Source organism: Vibrio sp. Vb1574, from assembly GCF_033338675.1.
Map to the genome: position 1 here is coordinate 1 of NZ_JAWOTC010000058.1, position 19,674 is coordinate 19,674.

Genomic DNA, 19,674 nt, shown 5'->3' on the forward strand with positions numbered 1-19,674 from the left:
AAGAAAAAAGTTGGCGAAAATCATAAGCTTGTCATACACTTCCTGATGTAACCCCGATATGTTGTTGAATTGGTAGGGTAAAACTGCTCTGGCGCTACACTAACGTAGCATTGTTTAACATAGCTTTGAGGAAAGTTTTATGGCGCTCACAAAAGCCGAACTGGCAGAAAACCTGTTTGATAAATTAGGATTTAGTAAGCGGGACGCCAAGGAAACGGTGGAAGTGTTCTTTGAAGAGATTCGTAAGGCACTGGAAAGTGGCGAACAGGTAAAACTGTCAGGTTTTGGTAACTTTGATCTTCGTGACAAGAATGAACGACCTGGTCGTAACCCGAAAACTGGTGAAGATATTCCAATTACTGCTCGACGTGTAGTGACTTTTCGCCCGGGTCAGAAGTTAAAAGCTCGTGTAGAAAACCTGAAGAAAGTACAGTAAGCCGAATAAATGGATCACGCTAAGGCGTGGTCTTTTTTTGCGTAAAATTCGTGTGCATACAAATGAAAACCACCGCAATGCGGTGGTTTTTCTGTTTATGAGAGACGCTTAATGATATCGGTTACGCCGCTTCTAGATGCGTTGTTAAGTATGGTTGCCATGCTTGTTGGTACAAGTTCTTAGACTGTGTACGCATGTTGCGAATAGAGGCAAGCTCTATTTCGCTTAGCTCACGTTTTTCCAACATCGCTTGACGTTCTAGTTTCTGGATTTTTTCGTATAGGTCGTGTTCGGGACCGCTTTTTACATCTGCGATTGCTTTCAAGTGCAGTTGAACTTCGGCTACTAGGTTTGTTTTTGGTAAACGAACGAGCAAGTTCAAGTCTCTATATCCTGAAGGGCCAGGTTTTTTGAATCGATTTTTTACTTTCACAATCGTTGTTTCACGCTCTAACGTTTCATAAATGGAGACTAAACTCGCGACGTCTTCAGCTACAATCGTTGCACGTGCTAGGTCAGTAATACGTTCAACTTTCCCATCTAACTCTAAAGCTATCTTTTCTTCTGCTCGTTGTTTGGATTTCACGCCTGCGAAGTATGGCTGAGCGTCATTAAGAAGTGCGGTACTTTTACAGATAGTTTCAAGTTCAAATTGCGCTTGGTGAGCTTTGCTGTAAAGAATGTCGAAGTCAGAATATGGCTGAGTTGGTGTGGTGTCGATTGACTGAATGCCATATAAACCGCTAAGGCTGTGTTTAAAAAGTTTCGCACAAACTTCGTTTTGGCTGGTTGAACGATTTTGTTCGCCATTAGGCGCAGGGGTAATTGGAAGTGCGGCAAATGCCGGTGCACGGCTAAGTACCAAAAGCATCAATGCTGTAGTACGAAGAAATAAGCTCATTCACTCTCCTTAACTTGCTTGTACTTAGAAAATAGGGAACATAAAGGTCGCTAAGTTCGGCAAATCAGGTACTAACTTATAAATGGGGCCATTACGAAAGATTCCAAGGTTTCAGTTTTATCTTGAAGTAGAATCATGCGTTAGATCACCATTTCTCTTTTCTTTATTCTGATTATCAGATAAAGGCGCGTCTCCTATGAGACCGATTACATCCTATCACCGCAGTATTAACCAAAGATGAACGGCATAGACAAATTGAAAAAAAACGTTAGTCTTACCTCTCAAAATGAAAACAGCCGACAAGTAGAAAGTAAAATGAGAGACCAAGAATTTTGGCATAACAAATGGGCCAGCAATCAAATCGGATTTCACTTGGAAGATGTAAACCAGCTATTACCAGTATATTGGAAACACACTAATCCAAAGCGTGAAGATAAAGTGTTAGTTCCTTTATGTGGAAAGTCAGAAGACTTGATTTGGCTAGCGATGAAGCATGCTTCGGTTGAAGGCGTTGAGCTAAGCCATATTGCTGTGCGTGCCTTTTTTGCTGAACATTTTTACACGCCAACGGTAACGCCTCTTAATGGCATGCACGAGCTTTATCAATTTGATGAGCTCTCTATTTATACTGGGGACTTTTTCACTGCACCAGTATCTCAAGCCGATATCATTTATGATCGCGCCGCGTTGGTTGCTTTACCGCAAGATATGCGAGAGGAGTATGTAGAGCGTCTCAAGCAACTTTTGAACCCAGGCGGTCGTATTTTGCTTGTTACACTCAACTATCCTCAAGAAGAGATGGCGGGGCCTCCATTTAGCGTGCCGGTCGAAGAGATTGAGCAGTTATTTTCAGGTTACAAAGTTACTTGTTTGAACGTAGATGAAGCTGACGAGAATCATCCTAAAATTGCGAAAAAAGGCTTAAGTCGCTTCTCTGAAGAAGTGTACTTAATCGAGAGTGAATAGGCTCTCTTCGGTTTGGAACACGAAATAGCGCAGCAATTTGAGCTGCGCTATTTTTGTATGAGTGGTTCGTATTTAATAAATGATATTCACTTTTGAAGCACTTTCAACAGCATCTTGAACGGCTTCTTCGGTGGTTTTTCGTCGCGTAAGGACAACACCTAAACGGCGGCGACCATCGATTTCTGGCTTACCGAATAGACGAACTTGTGTTTGAGGTTGAGCTAAAGCTTTGCTTAGGTTTTCAAAGCGAATGTTTGTGGAAGTCCCTTGTCCAAGAATAACAGCAGACGCAGATGGGCCATGTTGCACAATATTATTAATTGGCATTCCGGTAAACGCGCGCACGTGGAGAGCAAACTCAGACATTTCCTGCGAAATCATTGTAACCATACCCGTATCGTGAGGGCGAGGAGAGACCTCATTGAAAATGACTTTATCGCCTTTGACAAACAGCTCTACACCAAAGATGCCGTAGCCACCGAGCGCGTTTACCACTTTCTCAGCCGTGTATTCAGCTGCTTTTACTGCGTTTTCTGACATAGCTTGCGGTTGCCATGATTCGCGGTAGTCGCCATCTTCCTGACGATGACCAATTGGAGCACAGAAATGCACACCGTCAACGGCTCTGATGGTCAATAAAGTGATTTCGTAATCGAAGTCGATAAAACCTTCCACGATAACGCGACCTGCACCCGTACGTCCGCCTTCCTGAGCGTAATCCCATGCTTTTGTAACGTCGTCTTCGGTCTTGATAACACTTTGCCCTTTACCTGAAGAGCTCATCACAGGCTTCACCACGCACGGAATACCCACATGCTCAACCGCGGCTTTGAAGTCTTCAAAGTTATCTGCAAAACGATAAGGTGAAGTCGTCAATTCCAGTTCTTCTGCTGCCAAACGTCGGATACCTTCACGATTCATTGTTAGCCTGGTTGCCTTAGCGGTTGGAACAACATTCAGTCCTTTCTCTTCAAGCTCTACCAGTTTGCCGGTTGCGATGGCTTCAATTTCTGGTACGACGTAAGTAGGTTGTTCCTTCGTAATAACTTCTTCTAAGGCGTTCCCATCTAACATGTCGATAACATAACTACGGTGAGCGACTTGCATCGCTGGAGCATTGGCATAGCGATCACAAGCAATCACTTCTAAACCAAGTCTCTGGCATTCAATGGCGACTTCTTTACCGAGTTCGCCAGAGCCTAAAAGTAATACACGGGTAGCATTTGCGCTAGTTGCAGTGCCAAACATAGTGTTCCCTTACAAAATAGAGTGATGAGACAGAAATTGCAGGAGATCATACTGAAGTTTTATGACAAAGCAAACGTTTGCTTTTGGTTTTTAGGTAATAAAAAAGCTCTACATGTTGTAGAGCTTTTTGTTGAATTTGTCGTTTATACGTTGACAAAACTAAGCGGAATATCTGGATTCAACGCTTCCAACGTTGATTGCGTATCGGCTAAATGACTGATCTTACCTTCTGAGTTCTCTACCAATGCAGCGGCTTTGATGCTGTCAAAGGTTTCACCCGCAAGTAAAACTTGGATTAGCGCAACTTGTAACGGCGGCAAGCTAGGATTGAACGCTGCATTTTCTGCATAAGCGCCTTGGAATACACGGCCGCTAGTCATCTCTAATGCTAAACCACTCAAGTTGTTGGTGTATGGTGAGTGGCTCATGTTCATCGCTTCAACTGCACTTTGGATGAGTGCGCCTTCATCATCACATGAGAACTGGTGTTTAACTTCTGCCATTAAGCCGGACTCGATACCGAGATCGTTTGGTCCAAAGGCTTCAGGCAGGTATTCATGAAGTGACTTTTCTTCGCGTTCTGGGAGCTGGATTTTAAGCTCGTTTGCGGTAGATAACTCATTCATGAACTGGCGGCAGTGACCACATGGGCTGAAGTTGATAGTGATATCCTTAACACCACGTTCGCCTTTCATCCAAGCATGGCTAATCGCAGACTGCTCTGCGTGAACCGTTTGACCCAACTGTACACCAAAGAATTCCATGTTGGCACCGAAGTAAAGGCGACCTGAAAGACCACGAACGATAGCGCCGACATAAAAGTCAGAAAGGGGAGCATAGGAGTACGCTGCGGCAAAAGGAAGTAGCGCAACACGAAGCTCTTTGTCTGATAGACCGGTAGCTGAAAGCAACTGCTCAAATTGTTGAACTGAAAGCGTAGCATCAAAATCATCAGCTTGGATGATAGGAGCAAGTTGTTTGGAAAGTGCTTCTGGAGCGCCTGCTAGCGCCTGTTCAATGCGACTTTTCATGTTGAATCCTTGTTATTGCATGGACAGTTATTCTATGTGAAAGATAGAAATGTTCCGTGCGTTAGATCACGATAAATAATGCAATTGATAATTCTGTTACATAATTAGAGTGAGCTCACACATGTATTCGATTGCACAGGTGTGAAGCGTTATCTCCGTCTCACAATTAACCATATCAGTATATATTCATATGACCAAGGAGCAGGAGTATGTTACTAACGCGACTTTTACCGCTATGCTATTTTATACCTACGTAATCTAGAGCGAGTGGTAGCACCTAGAATGCTAACGCTATGAATGTATATCTCGATCAAGTCCCTTCACGATATTACTGGGTGAGGTTGATAGATAAGATAGGGTTTTGAAAAGGGTAAGGAAGAAGCGGAAAGGCTACGGCCTGCCGGAAGGAGGGCAGACCGAGAGCGCTTAACTATTGATATAGCCAGACAGCCAAAGCAAAAAAGCTTGGAGCCAAAATAGAAGTTATGATCCCACATAAAACCAATGCGAGTGATGAGAACGCGGCATCTATGGGCTGTTTCTCTGCACAAGTAGCGGTGCCTAAGGCATGAGAGACTGTACCCATTGTCAGACCACGTGCAATCGGGTGTTTAATTCCAATCAAATTGTAAATTGGGTATGCCAAAATTGCGCCCAATAAACCGACAATCAGAACCAAGATCGCTGCAACGGCGGCTTCACCACCGAGGTGACTCGATATTTCCATCGCTATTGGTGTAGTGACGGACTTACCCACTAGACTCGCGATTAAACTGATATCCGCTTTGAAAGCGACTGCGATCAAGGTGGTTGTCATCATCGACATCACACTGCCTACTGTGCAAGCAAAAGTGATGATTCGCCAGTTTGCTTTAATTTGTGGTAGTTGTTCATATAGTGGATAAGCCAGAGCAACTACGGCTGGTTGAAGTAAAAAACTGATCCCTTCGTTATCCGCATAATACGTTTCAAACGGTACATTTAAGTAAGTAAGCAAAGGAATGAGCACTGCAATACTGATCAGCAAAGGATTTGCTAGAGGATTATTCACTTTGATTGCAATTTGGCGCGCGACAAGAAAAACCGCAATGGTAACAACTAACCACATATCAGTGCTTCTCCTTTAACAAGTAGTCCAGCAGCCAAGCGAGGCTGACTAGTACAATGAGTGAGCCTCCAACTGCGCTAGCAATGATAGGGAGGGCATTAGCGAGTAGCATATCGAAATGTTGCATTAATCCCACGCTAATAGGAACGAACAATAAGATCATATAGCGGATAAATAGCGTGGCGCCCGGTTTGACCCAGTCGACTTTTACAAGCCCAAGAGTCATGGAGAAAAACAGTACGAGCATACCGATGACACTTCCTGGAACGGAAACGCCAGTGAACTTTTGAATGGTAATTCCGATGCCAAGTGCTCCCATGATGAGGAAGATTGAAATGAGCAGTTGGATCAGTTGTAAGAATCGTTCTTTAATCATTTTGACAGTATATAAACAACAAGCACACCATAAGGTGCGCTTGTATTAGGAGGAGTTAGGAAGCTAAGCTCTCTACATAACGGTACACGGATTTTAATATCGCAATCTTCTTTTCGTCACTTTCATGTTCGTGAACTAAGTTTTCTAAATTCAGCATGTACTCTTCAATTTGGCTTTCAAACACTTCTCGACAGTGTAGTGCCCAGCGTCTTTGTTCTTGCTCGTCTAATGTGCCTGGGAAGTTACGCGCACGATAGCGGAACAATAGAGGTTTAATACGCTTGTCATCAAATTCAATGTCTAATGCAGCAAGATTATTCGGGTCGGTTTCTCGAATGATATCCATAGCTGCGCGATCAGCCGGAGAAAAGAACCCGTCGTAAAGCTGTGTATCGACGTCATCACTTTTATCGAATTTACGCTCGACTGAAAAGAGGCTAATCAGCTTTTCTCTAATTTCAGGATGTTGGCGCAACAAAGCGAGATTAGCGAGACATTGCTGGCGATCAATGCCAATAGACTCCGCATCTTCAGCCGTTAACGTTTTTGCAGGGGCGAGAATAGGGCATTTGTTCAAATGAACTAGTTTAACTGGCACTGGTAGCAATTCACCAAGATCTTCGCGCTTAGTGTAGAGTCTTTCGTGCAGCTCTTCTTCGGATAGCTCAAGAATAGGTTGAGGGTCTTTCGCTAAATCGATGGTGATAACGGCGTTATTATTGGTTGGATGCCAAGCAACAGGCACAATCCAGCTAGTGTACTGGCATTCGCGCCCTAGCATGCCTGAAACGTGCATCAACGGTGTCATGTTGACGATGTCGACTAAATCATTGAGCTTGCGCTTTTGGCGCATAGAAAAAAAGTAATCAAACAATTTTGGTTGCGCTGCTTTTACTTTCTTTGCCATTTCGATAGTCGCAACCACATCTGCCATGGCATCGTGCGCGTTACTATGCTCTATGCCGTTAGCCACAGACAAGTGTTCTAATTTAAAGCTAGTGAAGCCATCTTCGTTTTCTGGCCATTCTACGCCTTCTGGGCGAAGGGCATGGCACGCGCGTAGTACATCGAGTAAATCCCAACGTGAGTTACCGTTTTGCCAACTCCATGCGTATGGATCGATAAAGTTGCGATAACAAGTATAACGGGTCACTTCGTCATCAAAGCGAATGCTGTTGTAGCCTAAACTGGTAGTATTTGGTTTCGCGAGTTCAGCGTGAATCTTAGCGATAAACTCTGGCTCAGAAAGGCCTTCTTGAACCGTTTTTTGCGGAGTAATACCAGTAATAAGTGCAGCTTCAGGAGACGGAAGATAATCAGCAGGTGGCTGGCAGTACATGACTAAAGGCTCGCCGATGATATTAAAGTTTTCATCTGTACGAACACCAGCGAACTGGCTTGGGCGATCTTTCGCGGGGTTGGTTCCCCATGTCTCATAATCAAAGAAGAAAAAAGTGGGCTGATTATCTTGGTGCATTCTGCTTACCGTTTACAAAACCGATGACAGTATTAGACCATTCAACGCCTTGACTAGCAACGAAAGATGCAAGTTGAATTTTTGAAAATGAAAAAAGCCGATGGCGAACCATCGGCTTGATATTTTATGTTTTATCGCTTTGGAAGGAATTTGAGTTCTATGCTCGTGTTTCTTCCAATGTTGCTTCACTTTCTGGTGACTTCAGCACTCGGCTAGCAATTGTACCCGCAGTCATTGAGCCTGAAACGTTTAGTGCGGTACGTGCCATGTCAATCAGTGGTTCAATAGAGATAAGCAGTGCCGCGATGGTCACAGGTAAGCCCATTGCAGGAAGAACAATCAAGGCTGCAAACGTCGCACCGCCGCCGACACCTGCAATACCAAATGAGCTGATGGTGATAATCGCAATCAATGACAGGATAAAGTGTAGATCAAGTGGGTTGATGCCCATTGTCGGAGCTACCATCACTGCAAGCATTGCAGGATAGATACCCGCACAGCCGTTTTGGCCGATAGTGGCACCAAACGATGCTGATAGGTTTGCAATCGCTGGTGGTACGTTAAGCTTCGTGATTTGCGCTTCTACGTTTAGTGGAATTGTTGCTGCTGAGCTACGAGATGTAAACGCGAAGGTCAGTACAGGCCAGATTTTCTTAAAGTATTCCGCAGGGCTAACGCCGACAAAAGAGACTAATACGCCATGAACAACAAACATCAGTGCGATAGCAACATAAGACGCCACAATAAAGCCAAGTAGGTTTAGGATGTCGCCTGCGCTTGATGTCGCTACCACTTTTGCCATCAGTGCTGCGATGCCGTATGGCGTTAGGGCCATGATCATCTTCACTAGTCGCATAACGATAGATTGAGCAGCTTCTACGAAAGTACGAATCGGTGATTCCAACTCTGCTTTTTCCATCATCACTTTACGAGCGGCGATACCAGTTAACACGCCGAAAATCACAACAGCGATAATTGATGTCGAGCGAGCACCTGTTAGATCAGCAAATGGGTTGGTTGGAATGAAGCTAACTAGCATTTGAGGAATAGTTAAGTCACTTACTGTACCGGCACGGCTTTCTAAAACGGCGATACGAGCGGTTTCACGAGCTCCTTCAGTTAAACCTTCTGCTGACAGGCCAAATGTCGTTGTCACCAAAATACCGATAAGTGCAGCAATTGCAGTCGTTACTAGAAGAACAGAGATGGTCAGGCCAGAAATTTTACCTAAAGATCCACCTTTCTCCAACTTAACAACTGCAGAGATCATCGATACCAATACTAGTGGCATGATGACCATTTTCAGTAGACCAACGTAGCCACTGCCTACAATGCCTACCCATTCAAGTGTTTGAGCAATTGCGCTGTTGCCTTCACCGTGAATGAGTTGCAAAGCAAGACCAAAAAGAGAACCGGTAACAAGACCGATCAAAACGAGACGTGAAAGAGTGTGTTTCTTTTGTTGCTGATTAAATAGAAAGAACAATATTCCAACAAAGACGGCTAGAGAGGCTATCACTGCAAAATTCATAATTTGACCTTATCAACCAGCCGAAGTGGCGGTTGTTTTTTATACGGGGTTTTATACGGATTTATTTATGGACCGTAAGATAACGCTCGTGATATAACTTTAAAAATGACAAACGGGTATTAGCTAGATCTAAAATGAATATAAAAACGAGATCTAAGTCGCGTGAGAGTGTGAATTAGCACGTTAATTGTACAAAATGGTTATTCGTAGTGATACAGTAAGTCACGCATTTCTTTCCTTTGTAAGTAAACCACCGAGTCTTCTTGATAACTGAAAAGTTGATAAATCATCGCTTTGGCGACATCTTCTGCTCGAATAGGTAAAAAGTTGGACAGTTTGCCAAGCATAAGTGGGCGAATTACCTTAAACAGAGTTTGTACTAACTTCTCGTCCATTCTTGGGTTTTGACGTTGACCAACAAGCGGGCCTGGGCGAACAAATACGATTTCCTCAAAATCCATAGCTTCGATTCGTTGTTCCATTTGTCCTTTACAAGCTAAGTAATGGGATGGCGATTTACTATTTGCACCGAGGCTAGAAACAACCGCAAGGCGTTTGACTCCGATTGTTTTCATTTGTTGCGCGACTTTGCACACCAGATCAACATCTACTCTACGCAAATTATCCTTACTGCCTGCTTGCTTAAGGGTCGTGCCTAAACAGATAAAGCCGATGGTTGGTGTTGGTTGGTTCTCATCCCATTGGTGGATAGAAAGGTCTGCATCAATGAGAGGAATAAGCTTGTTTTCCACATCTAGGACGCCATCGAGTGGGCGGCGAGAAAGATAATATAGGGTTCCAACACCTGATTGATTTATGAGGTTTGCAATGACTTTTGAGCCTACTAAGCCAGTTGCACCGGCGATGATTGCGCAGGTGTTGTTATCCATATCTTTTCTCCTATATGGGAACATAGTCTAAGCTATTGTAGCGGATTTCAACGAGTTACTTATAATCTCGTGCAAGAAAGGTGAGACGCTCTGCGAACTCGGCAGACTATCCTGAGATAAACTTGATTAGCGCTGCCCCAATTGGATGCAAGTGTATACAATAGTGGGCGCGCAAAAACTGTCGCTGAACAAGACCTCTTGAACAACAGAACACCTCTCACCCAGACAACATCAAAGGAACGTAAAAAATGGATGACTCTTTTGCTGCGGAGATACAAGCACGCATAGATAACAAAACCAAACCCGTCGGTTCTTTAGGCTTATTGGAAAAGGTGGCACTGCAGTTAGCTCTTATTCAAAGTCAGAATAAACCTCAGCCAGTTGATTCCATCGCTATCTGCAAACCAAGCATGCTGGTATTTGCTGGAGATCACGGCGTTGCAGAGGAGGGTGTGAGCATTGCGCCAAGCGAAGTCACTCAGCAAATGGTGGCTAACTTTCTCGCTGGCGGCGCAGCCATCAACTGTTTTTGCGATATTAATGGCATTCAACTCAAAGTAATAGATTGCGGCATGTTGGCTCCTATTGATGTGCTGGTTCCAGAATTTAAATCCCATCCCAACTTGGTTGAACAACGGTTGGGTAACGGTACGGCTAATTTTTCTAAACAATCAGCGATGTCCCCAGAACAAGTGGCGTTAGGTTTAGAATATGGTGCGAAGATTGCTGAGCAAACCATTTTGCATGGTTCAAACCTCTTGATGGTCGGTGAGATGGGCATCGGTAATACCAGTTCGGCCTCAGCACTGTTATCGGCACTGAGCTCATTAGATATTGATTATTGTGTTGGCGTTGGCACTGGAATCAATCAACAGCAGTTGAGCAGCAAATATAAACTGGTAGCACAGGGGGTAAACCGATGTCGAGGTCTTGATACCAAAGCGATTCTTGCACAGGTTGGAGGTTTTGAAATCGTACAAATGGTGGGCGCTTTTTTAGAAGCCAAGCGGCTTAAAACTCCAGTTTTAGTGGATGGGTTTATCGTATCGGTAGCGGCTTATATTGCGACGTTGCAAGATGAAGAAACGCGTGAATACATGTTGTTTGCCCATCGCTCTGAAGAAAATGGACATAAATTTGTATTGGAACATCTTAAAGCAGAACCTCTGCTCGACCTTGGTTTACGGCTAGGGGAGGGAACAGGAGCCGCTCTTGCCTTACCCTTGTTAAAAGCTGCCGCTCAGTTTTACAACAAAATGGCGAGCTTCGAGAGTGCAGGAGTTACAGTATAGTGTCAGTCCCTGATAATTCTGAGAAAGTCACGCCGTCATCGTTAAGATACCAGTGGGAGTTATTTCTATTAGCTACCAGTTTTTTTAGCCGCTTACCCGTGCCCCAAGCGTTGCCTTACAGTGAAGAACGCATGAATCAGGCAGGCCGTTACTTCGCGTTAGTTGGTCTCGTGCTTGGAGCACTTTGCGCTTTGGTATTCTCGCTCACCTCAATTTTTTTCCCAGAGTCGGTTGCCATAGTATTAACGATGGTGTTTAGCTTATTGTTAACTGGGGCTTTTCACGAAGACGGCTTGACCGATATGGCGGATGGCATTGGCGGTGGCATGACCGTAGAGCGACGCCTCTCTATTATGAAAGACAGTCGTATTGGCACTTATGGTGCCGCCACTCTCATTATGGCGTTATTGGCTAAGTATGTTTTTTGGAGTGAACTGGCTAACTTGCCGCACTTTTGGTTGGTCATTGTCGTCGCTTACACCGCAAGCCGAGCACTAGCAGCGACGCTTATTTATGACATGCCTTATGTCAGTGACAGTGATACGTCGAAAAGTAAACCGCTAGCAAGTCGCCAGTCTTCTCTAGAAGTCTCCATTTTGTTGTTTACTGGTGGCGTAACATTGCTTGTGCTTGGTTTCGCGGATGCGATCTTGATATCGCTTGTTCTCGTGGTATTTCGTTTGATGTTCAAACGTTGGTTAACCAAGAGAATTGGCGGCTTTACGGGGGATTGCCTTGGCGCAGCGCAACAGTTGTCGGAACTGCTTATTTATCTCACTATGATTGGGTTGTATCACTCCTCATGAAGCAATTGATACTCGGTGGCGCGCGCTCTGGGAAGTCGCATTTGGCAGAAAAAACAGCTAAGCAATTATCGGTCGCTTCTCATCGATCATTACACTATGTTGCAACCGCGCTGCCATTTGACCAAGAAATGCGAGAGCGAATAGCGCATCATCAAAAGCAACGCGGGGGCGAGTGGCAAGAGCATGAATGCCCCCTTCATTTATCTGAGTTACTGACAAATTTCGCTACCACCGATGTTGTATTGGTCGACTGTTTAACCTTGTGGCTCAACAATTGGATATTTGAGTTAGGTGATGAATGTTCCCATGAGAAGCTAGAAGCAGAAATTGAAAAGCTTATAAAGATGGTACGTGGCTCAGATGCGACGTTAATATTCGTCTCTAATGAGGTTGGAATGGGCATTGTGCCTTTGGGGGCGGTTAGTCGTTATTTTGTGGATAATGCAGGACGGATGAATCAAAAACTAGCCAGTGTTTGCCATCGCGTTACCTTTGTTGCTGCTGGTTTGCCGTTGGTTCTTAAAGAGTAGGATGAAACAAAATGAAAACACTCAATATCTATCTTGTGCGTCATGGAAAAGTAGACGCTCCACCAGGACTCCATGGCCAAACAGATGTAAAAGTTACGCCTGCTGATCAAGAGAGTATTGCTCGGGCTTGGGCTGAGAGTGGACGAGGTGTGGGTGGAATAATTTCTTCTCCACTTTCACGCTGTCAAGAACTGGCAAACATCATTGCTGAACAGCAATTATTACCAGTAATGACGGATGAATCTTTACAAGAGATGGCATTTGGTGATTTTGATGGTATGCCTTTTGATCTGCTCACTGAGCAGTGGAAAAAGCTAGATGCTTTTTGGCAATCGCCAGCACAACATACGTTGCCGAATGCTGAGAGCTTAAGCACATTTTCTGAGCGCATATGTCGCGTTTGGTCTCAAATCATCAACGATATCAATGACAATCTACTTATCGTCACGCATGGTGGCGTCATTCGTATGATTCTTGCTCATGTATTGGAGTTAGATTGGCGTAACCCAAAGTGGTATTCGACGTTGTCGATAGGAAACGCTTCTGTCACGCATGTAACAATTACCATAGATGAGCAAATTTACGCCTCGGTGCGTTCGATTGGCGTACCTCTTTTAACTCGTTAATTTATAAATATTAAAATGCCCAGAACGATATTGCTTACGGGCATAGTCACGGAAGATGTCAGTGGAAGCCCATCTGCTAGGTGCAGGAAGCGAAAATTGACTCAGTTACATAAAAAGGAAATATAGAAATGACAACGCCGAGTTGGGATTTGTCCATCGTTTATAACGACCTTTCTGACCCACGAATTCAAGACGATATTGCTCTTGTGGAACAATGTATTGATCTTTTGAATAAACAATCAGCAGATTGTGGCAACGTAGAGATCATGCAAAATGCGATTTTGACCAATGAAGCCGCGAGTCGTTTAGCGGGTACAGTTGCAAATTTTGCGAGTTGTTATGCTTCTGTTGATGCAACAAACGCCGAAGCGAAATCGTTACTTGGTAAAATGACCCGCATCTTTTCGGAGCTTTCCCAAGCGTTCAGTCCCTTTGATTTGACACTAACGCATGCCGACGAAGAGTTTATCTTGCGCGTGTTAGACCATGAGAATCCTGATATCAGTGGGCAAGCTTTTTCTATCTTGAATTCTAGAAAGTTGGCGGATACTCGTCTTAGCAACGCAGAAGAACAGTTACTGGCTGCGATGAGTGTGGATGGCAAATCGGCTTGGGGTAACCTATACGATAACCTGACTGGCTCATTGAAAGTGAAGCTTGAGTACACAGATGGTAATAGTGAAGAGCTTGGGTTTTCTCAAGCGGCAAGCATTCTTTATGGTTCTGAATTCGAGCGTCAAGAAGCCGCGTGGCGAGGCGTACAAGATGCAATGCAAACGCACCAAGAATCATTCGCTGCGATTTTGAATGCGTTAGCAGGATGGCGCTTAACTGAAAACAAAAAGCGTTCTACGAAGCGTGAAGTTCACTTCCTAGAGCCGAGTTTGCATGGTAGCCGAATCCAAGCTGAAACTTTAAATGCGATGATGACCGTAGCCAAAGACAGTCGAGCTATTGGTCAGAAAGCGGGTTTATTGATGGCGCAAGTACATGGTCTGGATGAGATGAAACCTTGGAATCATCTGGCGGCTATGCCTGCTTTGAGCGGTGAAGCGAAGGTTTACGACTTTGATGAAGCGATTGATGTTATTTGTGAAGCATTTGAAACAGTAAACCCTGAGATGTCGGAGTTTGTCCGTTTGATGGTACAAAATGGTTGGATTGATGCCGCGCCAAATGCTAACAAGCGTCTTGGCGCATACTGCACCAAACTGCCAGCAACGCGAACACCACTTGTGTTTATGACTTGGAGTGGCAGCCGTTCAGACCTTATGACTCTGGCACATGAACTTGGCCATGCGTTCCATAACTGGGTTATTCGTGATTTGCCACTTTGCCAAACTTACTACCCAATGACGTTAGCAGAAACCGCCTCTATCTTTGCAGAAAACATCGTTCGTGATCATTTGATTTCGAAAGCGGAGAGCGTTGATGAAAAGCTCGAGATGTTGTGGGAAGAGTTGTCATCTGCGCTAGCTTTAATGATCAACATTCCGGTTCGCTACGAGTTTGAAAAATCGTTTTATGAACGCCGCCAGGATGGAGAGTTAACCGCAGATGAATTCTGTGAGTTGATGTCAGAAACTTGGAAAGAATGGTATGGCGACGTAATGAGCGAACCGGATCCGTACTTCTGGGCAAGCAAGCTGCACTTTTCTATTGATAGCGTGAGCTTTTATAACTACCCATACCTATTTGGTTTCTTGTTTAGCAAGGGTATCTATGCACAGCGAGAAACCAAAGGCGAAGCGTTTTACACCGATTACATCAATTTGCTGCGCGATACAGGCTGCATGATGGCGGAAGATGTCGTCGAAAAGCATCTGTCGATGGATTTAACCCAGCCAACGTTTTGGCAGCAGAGTGTTGAGCTAGTGCGTGAAAAAGTCGATGAGTTTGAGCGTTTGCTCGCACAGCGCGGCTAAGTTTTTCGCAGTGTTGATGCATAATCTGCTTTATAGCTACAAAAATTTGATCAAATCATAATGATCTTAATCAGGGCTGTGGTAAAGTTCACAGCCCTAACACTTTGTAATTGTTTGAAAATTAAACGCCTCAATGCTTGATTTGAGTGCCTGGCGCGAAAAGGCATCGGATTTTCGAGGGAAATAGTGATTTCTACTCATAAGTGAGATCGCAGCAACAAAAATCCTTTGTACAATTTATTAACATATCCGCCGTGCTATTAAGGAGTAACGCATGACGAAGTCTCTCTTTCGCCAATCGTTTTTAACTGACACGTTAGATGTTCATATTGATGTTGCACCAGCGGAGCAGGTGCTTTCTAACGGTGTAAAACTTAAACTCTATCAGCGTGGTGTATTAGAAGTAATCCCTGCGAATTATACTCAGGATACGAAGAACATCATCATCTCTTGTGGGGTTCACGGAGATGAAACCGCACCGATGGAGCTGGTGGATTCCATTATTCAAGACATAGAATCTGGGTTCCAGACGGTCGATACCCGTTGTCTGTTCATTATCGCTCACCCAGAATCCACTCTGGCGCACACGCGATTCCTCGAAGAAAATCTCAACCGTCTGTTTGACGAAAAAGAACACAAACAGACAAAAGAGCTTGTTATCGCCGATACGCTTAAGCTGCTTGTTCGAGATTTTTATCAGGATACCGACCCGACAACACGCTGGCACCTTGATTTACACTGCGCGATTAGAGGCTCGAAGCACTATACGTTTGCAGTAAGTCCTAAGACTCGTCATCCTGTGCGCAGCAAGGCATTGATCGATTTCTTGGACAGTGCACACATTGAAGCAGTGCTCCTGTCAAACTCACCATCGAGCACGTTTAGCTGGTACAGTGCCGAGAATTTTGGTGCGCAGGCTCTCACAATGGAGCTTGGCCGTGTGGCTCGTATCGGTGAAAATGACCTCGATAAACTGACCGCGTTTGATTTGTCTTTACGTAATTTGATTGCGGAAACGAAGCCAGAACACTTACCAAAACCATGCATTAAGTATCGCGTAAGTCGCACAATCGTTCGTTTGAACGAAGACTTTGACTTTATGTTCGACGACAATGTTGAAAACTTCACCTCATTTGTTCACGGCGAAGTGTTTGGTCATGATGGCGACAAACCATTAATGGCGAAGAATGAAAACGAAGCGATTGTCTTCCCGAACCGCCACGTCGCAATAGGTCAACGTGCAGCTCTGATGGTTTGTGAAGTGAAAACCCGTTTTGAAGAGGGTGAGTTGGTTTACGATTAATCCAACATTGCTTTGAGAAGTTAATTGCAATTTACCGAGGCTTAACTGTAAGGTTAAGCCTCGTTTGTTTTTATCGGCCGCTATGGATTTTCAACAACTTATCCTGAACAAGGAACGACGCTGGCAACGTAACCTGATGGTTATGTCGATCGTGCTCGCTGTACTCTCTGCCATTCACTTGATGGTCGGAGAAATTTTCCTTTCTCCTTTTCAATCCTTATCTGCATTTGAACAGAAGTTATTGGTGGACTTGCGTTTACCGAGGTTAGTGTCTGCGGCAATTATTGGTGCTGCGTTAGCGGTATCTGGCGCGACGTTACAAGTGTTGCTTGGGAACGTGTTGGCTGAACCTGGCGTGCTTGGTATCTCTGGTGGCGCAAGCTTAGCAATGGTCTTAATCATGTTCGCGTTACCTGTTCTTCCTACCCCGATTGTTTTTATGTTGGCAGCGATTGCAGGCTCGATGGTATTCACGTTTGTTTTGGTGGCGATAGCAAGGGCAATGCACCTGACGACGGCTCGATTGCTTTTGGTTGGGGTCGCATTGGGTATTTTATCGAGCGCGATTGTGACCTGGGCATTTTACTTTAGTGATGATCTCAGTTTACGCCAACTGATGTATTGGTTAATGGGCAGTATTGGCGGTGCAAGTTGGTATCAACATACCGTTACTTTGGTGATGTTACCGGTGCTTACCTGGTTATGTTGTAAAGGCAAGTCGCTTGATAAATTGATGCTGGGTGAGATTCATGCGACCCAATTGGGTGTCGATGTGCATCAAATGCGTTGGAAATTGATCCTCGCCATTTCTGTTTTGGTGGGTAGTTCAGTCGCTTTGGGTGGCATCATCAGTTTTGTTGGTTTGGTGGTGCCGCACTTGTTGCGTTTGGCTTTTGGTACGGAAAACCGTTATTTATTGCCACTTTCTGCAATATCTGGTGCTGCGTTGCTTGTATTTGCTGACATCGGCGCAAGACTGTTATTGGACTCCGCAGAGTTACCTTTAGGTGTCATGACAACATCGATTGGCGCACCTATTTTCATCTGGATGCTGGTGAAGAGTCATGATGCACGTTAAACATATGTCGGTTGGTAGTCGATTATTGCCTCTTTCTTTTGAATGCAAAGCTGGCGAAATCGTACATATCGTTGGGCCTAATGGTTCCGGTAAGAGTACTTTATTGGCTGCGATTTCTGGTACGTTAAGTCACCGAGACGGTATGAGTGGTGAAGTGTACGTTGGCAACAAAAACTTGCTTACTTTACCGTTGTCAGAGCAAGCTCATGTTCGAGGTTATTTGTGTCAGCAATCGCGCCCAGCGTTTAATGTTGATGTGTTTCAGTATCTCGCTTTATCTCTGCCAAGTGGTGCTGAGATTGCGGATATCAAAGTGCGTGATGCCGTCAATATGGTGGTGGAGCTGGTACAACTGCAAGATAAGCTTCATCGCAGTATTCAAACATTATCCGGTGGTGAGTGGCAGCGTGTCCGATTAGCAGGTGTATGTTTGCAGGTGTGGCGTACCATTAATCCTTTTTCGCAGTTTTTAATTTTGGATGAGCCAGCAGCACCGTTAGATATTGCGCAAGAGGGTCTGCTCTATCAATTGATTAACGCTATGGCGGCGCAGGGAATTGGAGTATTGGTTGCTAATCACGATCTCAATCGCACATTAAAGCACGCAGATAAAGTATTGCTGCTTAACAACGGTGTGCTGCACTCATCAGGAAGTGCCGATACTGTGCTAACGGAAGAAGCTCTCGGGGAAGTGTTCAATACTCAAGTCAAAAAGGTCATCGTAGATGAGCAACCTTATTTAATCTTTGATTAGTATTTAGGGACAATAAAAAAACGACCTACTTGAGGTCGTTTTTTTAATCGAGAAAGCCAAACTCAACGCTTACTGAGTTAGCGGTTTTAGATCTGCTGGGCGGTAGTAAACAGATTTGAGTACTTTGCCTTTACGAATGGTTTTACCTTCCGATACGAAATCTTCGGCGCATTTCGCGATGATGTATTCACCTTTCTGCACCGCCATCAACTTGATGCCTTGTTCTGCGTAGAATGCTTCTGTTTCTGAGTACTCTTGCTCGTTACGGCATACTTTGCTCATGTTGCTTGAATGTACTTCATCCCAGCAAGGAATAAACTCGATACCACGGTTTACCGCAACGTTTAATAGAAGATCAATTAAGTAGCTGATCGCCAGGTTGTCTTCTACTTTGCTGTGGCCAAGATGAACGAGACGGCCCATTAATACATACACGCTGTCTACGATGGCATCTGCTTGCTCAGTTTTACAATCTGCTTCTGCTAGCTCTGTTAGCTCTTCGATCGCCAAAGAGGTGTGTAGTGTGTCTGCTTGCGTATCAAGGCTTGCAGCGTCTGCGACTGGTAAGTCGAACGTACTACGGAACTCGGTGATATCACGGTATAAGTGATCAAAAATCTCTTGGGTTAGCTTTGACAGTTGCATTCTAATTTCCATTGAATCGATTGAAGCGGCAATGATACCAAACCGCACTTTGAACCCCAAGGGCATTGCATCTAACTGGTGATAAATCTGCCTTTGGGGAATAGTGGTGCTTAACGAAATAGGTAAGGGAACAGCTTTTTACGTTCTTCCTCTGAAAGGGCGGAAACACGAGCGATGTTCGTATCGGGAATTGATTCAGGATCAGGATAGTGTTTTAGTACCTTTTCCATACTCTCTTCGCGAATCAAATGGAAGATCGGGTAAGGAGAACGATTGGTCAGGTTTTCGTCGTCTTCAGGCCTTGCGCCGCCAAAACAGTAATCCGGATGGAAAGTCGCTACTTGGAAAACACCTTCCCAGTTTTGCTGCTTAATTAATCCTTCAACCCAATCTATGCAAAAGTTGTAGTCCCAGAAATCTTGTAGCATGTTGGGAACCACAACCAACGTGGTCTCAAGTTGTTCGGGCTCTGTGTTACTCAGCTCAATCAGTTGCAATAAAATATCTTCAAGAAGCGCTTCTTCTTGAGTCGCCTCACTAACAAAGATTTTGATTTGTTTATTACGTTGCGGCTTGGCAGCAAACGGACAAAGGTTGAGTCCGATTACCACATCGTTGAGCCATTGATCGACCTGTTGAGTGATCGCTTCGATATCTGTGTTTTGTGTTGAACGCGTTGACATACGACTTTCTGGTTTTATTAAAGTAGCGCAAGCATAACAGAGTTGGTTATCCAAGTAACCAGAGAGGT

General features: G+C 44.5%; 20 protein-coding genes. 10 read left to right on the forward strand and 10 right to left on the reverse strand.

Annotation, left to right across the window (positions count from 1 at the left end):
- The first annotated feature begins 139 nt into the window (after window positions 1-139).
- Window positions 140-436, forward strand: coding sequence for an integration host factor subunit alpha (gene ihfA, locus R7O12_RS22255; RefSeq protein WP_005377899.1), 297 nt, complete (start codon window positions 140-142; stop codon window positions 434-436).
- 121 nt (window positions 437-557) lie between these two features.
- On the opposite strand, the gene R7O12_RS22260 is transcribed toward ihfA, so the two are convergent.
- Window positions 558-1,337 (reverse strand): hypothetical protein, encoded by a 780-nt coding sequence (locus tag R7O12_RS22260; RefSeq protein ID WP_054728703.1) that lies wholly within the window; start codon window positions 1,335-1,337, stop codon window positions 558-560.
- A gap of 315 nt (window positions 1,338-1,652) precedes the next feature.
- Here R7O12_RS22260 and R7O12_RS22265 point away from each other — a divergent pair, with 315 nt between their 5' ends.
- Window positions 1,653-2,303 carry a thiopurine S-methyltransferase gene (locus R7O12_RS22265; RefSeq protein WP_318126395.1) on the forward strand — a complete coding sequence of 217 codons (651 nt, stop codon included), beginning with the start codon at window positions 1,653-1,655 and terminating at the stop codon, window positions 2,301-2,303.
- Between the two features lie 72 nt (window positions 2,304-2,375).
- Here the strand turns inward: R7O12_RS22265 and purT are convergent, their stop codons facing one another.
- The 7 genes from purT to R7O12_RS22300 all read right to left on the reverse strand — a co-directional run bounded on the left by purT (window position 2,376) and on the right by R7O12_RS22300 (window position 9,964).
- A complete protein-coding gene (gene purT, locus R7O12_RS22270; RefSeq protein WP_085569562.1) occupies window positions 2,376-3,551 on the reverse strand; it encodes a formate-dependent phosphoribosylglycinamide formyltransferase in 1,176 nt (391 codons plus the stop codon).
- Window positions 3,552-3,694: 143 nt separating this feature from the next.
- Window positions 3,695-4,582 carry a cytidine deaminase gene (cdd, locus tag R7O12_RS22275; protein ID WP_017633940.1) on the reverse strand — a complete coding sequence of 296 codons (888 nt, stop codon included), beginning with the start codon at window positions 4,580-4,582 and terminating at the stop codon, window positions 3,695-3,697.
- Window positions 4,583-5,012: 430 nt separating this feature from the next.
- The gene (locus R7O12_RS22280) at window positions 5,013-5,690 is read right to left on the reverse strand and encodes an LrgB family protein (protein ID WP_005377888.1); all 678 of its coding nucleotides are present in this window, start codon (window positions 5,688-5,690) and stop codon (window positions 5,013-5,015) included.
- Between the two features lies 1 nt (window position 5,691).
- Window positions 5,692-6,066 carry a CidA/LrgA family protein gene (locus R7O12_RS22285; RefSeq protein ID WP_005397786.1) on the reverse strand — a complete coding sequence of 125 codons (375 nt, stop codon included), beginning with the start codon at window positions 6,064-6,066 and terminating at the stop codon, window positions 5,692-5,694.
- A 55-nt stretch (window positions 6,067-6,121) separates the two neighbouring features.
- Window positions 6,122-7,543, reverse strand: a complete 1,422-nt coding sequence (sbcB, locus tag R7O12_RS22290) for an exodeoxyribonuclease I (protein WP_318126397.1) — start codon at window positions 7,541-7,543, stop codon at window positions 6,122-6,124.
- 157 nt (window positions 7,544-7,700) lie between these two features.
- Window positions 7,701-9,074: an L-cystine transporter gene (locus R7O12_RS22295; RefSeq protein ID WP_005377885.1), complete on the reverse strand. Its 1,374-nt coding sequence runs from the start codon at window positions 9,072-9,074 to the stop codon at window positions 7,701-7,703.
- Between the two features lie 200 nt (window positions 9,075-9,274).
- On the reverse strand, window positions 9,275-9,964 hold the full coding sequence (locus tag R7O12_RS22300; RefSeq protein WP_318126399.1) for an NAD(P)H-binding protein: 690 nt from the start codon (window positions 9,962-9,964) through the stop codon (window positions 9,275-9,277).
- Window positions 9,965-10,212: 248 nt separating this feature from the next.
- Here R7O12_RS22300 and cobT point away from each other — a divergent pair, with 248 nt between their 5' ends.
- The 8 genes from cobT (at window position 10,213) to btuD (ending at window position 18,278) form a co-directional block, all read left to right on the forward strand.
- Window positions 10,213-11,256 (forward strand): nicotinate-nucleotide--dimethylbenzimidazole phosphoribosyltransferase, encoded by a 1,044-nt coding sequence (gene cobT, locus R7O12_RS22305; protein WP_318105185.1) that lies wholly within the window; start codon window positions 10,213-10,215, stop codon window positions 11,254-11,256.
- A complete protein-coding gene (locus tag R7O12_RS22310; protein WP_115385892.1) occupies window positions 11,256-12,062 on the forward strand; it encodes an adenosylcobinamide-GDP ribazoletransferase in 807 nt (268 codons plus the stop codon). Before cobT ends, R7O12_RS22310 begins: the two co-directional genes overlap by 1 nt.
- Window positions 12,059-12,592 carry a bifunctional adenosylcobinamide kinase/adenosylcobinamide-phosphate guanylyltransferase gene (gene cobU / locus R7O12_RS22315; protein WP_025766771.1) on the forward strand — a complete coding sequence of 178 codons (534 nt, stop codon included), beginning with the start codon at window positions 12,059-12,061 and terminating at the stop codon, window positions 12,590-12,592. The genes R7O12_RS22310 and cobU overlap by 4 nt, the downstream gene beginning before the upstream one ends.
- Window positions 12,593-12,603: 11 nt before the next feature.
- On the forward strand, window positions 12,604-13,218 hold the full coding sequence (gene cobC, locus R7O12_RS22320; protein ID WP_115385893.1) for an alpha-ribazole phosphatase: 615 nt from the start codon (window positions 12,604-12,606) through the stop codon (window positions 13,216-13,218).
- A 128-nt stretch (window positions 13,219-13,346) separates the two neighbouring features.
- Window positions 13,347-15,143 carry a M3 family oligoendopeptidase gene (locus R7O12_RS22325; RefSeq protein ID WP_130546029.1) on the forward strand — a complete coding sequence of 599 codons (1,797 nt, stop codon included), beginning with the start codon at window positions 13,347-13,349 and terminating at the stop codon, window positions 15,141-15,143.
- A 274-nt stretch (window positions 15,144-15,417) separates the two neighbouring features.
- A complete protein-coding gene (locus R7O12_RS22330; protein WP_005377878.1) occupies window positions 15,418-16,446 on the forward strand; it encodes a succinylglutamate desuccinylase in 1,029 nt (342 codons plus the stop codon).
- A gap of 82 nt (window positions 16,447-16,528) precedes the next feature.
- Window positions 16,529-17,524, forward strand: coding sequence for a vitamin B12 ABC transporter permease BtuC (gene btuC, locus R7O12_RS22335; protein WP_318126401.1), 996 nt, complete (start codon window positions 16,529-16,531; stop codon window positions 17,522-17,524).
- The gene (btuD, locus tag R7O12_RS22340) at window positions 17,511-18,278 is read left to right on the forward strand and encodes a vitamin B12 ABC transporter ATP-binding protein BtuD (protein WP_017820884.1); all 768 of its coding nucleotides are present in this window, start codon (window positions 17,511-17,513) and stop codon (window positions 18,276-18,278) included. The genes btuC and btuD overlap by 14 nt, the downstream gene beginning before the upstream one ends.
- 69 nt (window positions 18,279-18,347) lie before the next feature.
- On the opposite strand, the gene R7O12_RS22345 is transcribed toward btuD, so the two are convergent.
- Window positions 18,348-18,923, reverse strand: coding sequence for a nucleoside triphosphate pyrophosphohydrolase family protein (locus R7O12_RS22345; protein ID WP_005377875.1), 576 nt, complete (start codon window positions 18,921-18,923; stop codon window positions 18,348-18,350).
- A 110-nt stretch (window positions 18,924-19,033) separates the two neighbouring features.
- Window positions 19,034-19,606 carry a DUF1415 domain-containing protein gene (locus R7O12_RS22350; protein ID WP_025766766.1) on the reverse strand — a complete coding sequence of 191 codons (573 nt, stop codon included), beginning with the start codon at window positions 19,604-19,606 and terminating at the stop codon, window positions 19,034-19,036.
- Window positions 19,607-19,674 lie beyond the last annotated feature (68 nt).

Coding starts and splice junctions, on each gene's coding strand:
- ihfA (WP_005377899.1), top strand. CDS start 140: ATGGCGCTCACAAAAGCCGAACTGGCAGAAAACCTGTTTGATAAATTA.
- R7O12_RS22260 (WP_054728703.1), bottom strand. CDS start 1,337: ATGAGCTTATTTCTTCGTACTACAGCATTGATGCTTTTGGTACTTAGC.
- R7O12_RS22265 (WP_318126395.1), top strand. CDS start 1,653: ATGAGAGACCAAGAATTTTGGCATAACAAATGGGCCAGCAATCAAATC.
- purT (WP_085569562.1), bottom strand. CDS start 3,551: ATGTTTGGCACTGCAACTAGCGCAAATGCTACCCGTGTATTACTTTTA.
- cdd (WP_017633940.1), bottom strand. CDS start 4,582: ATGAAAAGTCGCATTGAACAGGCGCTAGCAGGCGCTCCAGAAGCACTT.
- R7O12_RS22280 (WP_005377888.1), bottom strand. CDS start 5,690: ATGTGGTTAGTTGTTACCATTGCGGTTTTTCTTGTCGCGCGCCAAATT.
- R7O12_RS22285 (WP_005397786.1), bottom strand. CDS start 6,066: ATGATTAAAGAACGATTCTTACAACTGATCCAACTGCTCATTTCAATC.
- sbcB (WP_318126397.1), bottom strand. CDS start 7,543: ATGCACCAAGATAATCAGCCCACTTTTTTCTTCTTTGATTATGAGACA.
- R7O12_RS22295 (WP_005377885.1), bottom strand. CDS start 9,074: ATGAATTTTGCAGTGATAGCCTCTCTAGCCGTCTTTGTTGGAATATTG.
- R7O12_RS22300 (WP_318126399.1), bottom strand. CDS start 9,964: ATGGATAACAACACCTGCGCAATCATCGCCGGTGCAACTGGCTTAGTA.
- cobT (WP_318105185.1), top strand. CDS start 10,213: ATGGATGACTCTTTTGCTGCGGAGATACAAGCACGCATAGATAACAAA.
- cobU (WP_025766771.1), top strand. CDS start 12,059: ATGAAGCAATTGATACTCGGTGGCGCGCGCTCTGGGAAGTCGCATTTG.
- cobC (WP_115385893.1), top strand. CDS start 12,604: ATGAAAACACTCAATATCTATCTTGTGCGTCATGGAAAAGTAGACGCT.
- R7O12_RS22325 (WP_130546029.1), top strand. CDS start 13,347: ATGACAACGCCGAGTTGGGATTTGTCCATCGTTTATAACGACCTTTCT.
- R7O12_RS22330 (WP_005377878.1), top strand. CDS start 15,418: ATGACGAAGTCTCTCTTTCGCCAATCGTTTTTAACTGACACGTTAGAT.
- btuC (WP_318126401.1), top strand. CDS start 16,529: ATGGATTTTCAACAACTTATCCTGAACAAGGAACGACGCTGGCAACGT.
- btuD (WP_017820884.1), top strand. CDS start 17,511: ATGATGCACGTTAAACATATGTCGGTTGGTAGTCGATTATTGCCTCTT.
- R7O12_RS22345 (WP_005377875.1), bottom strand. CDS start 18,923: ATGCAACTGTCAAAGCTAACCCAAGAGATTTTTGATCACTTATACCGT.
- R7O12_RS22350 (WP_025766766.1), bottom strand. CDS start 19,606: ATGTCAACGCGTTCAACACAAAACACAGATATCGAAGCGATCACTCAA.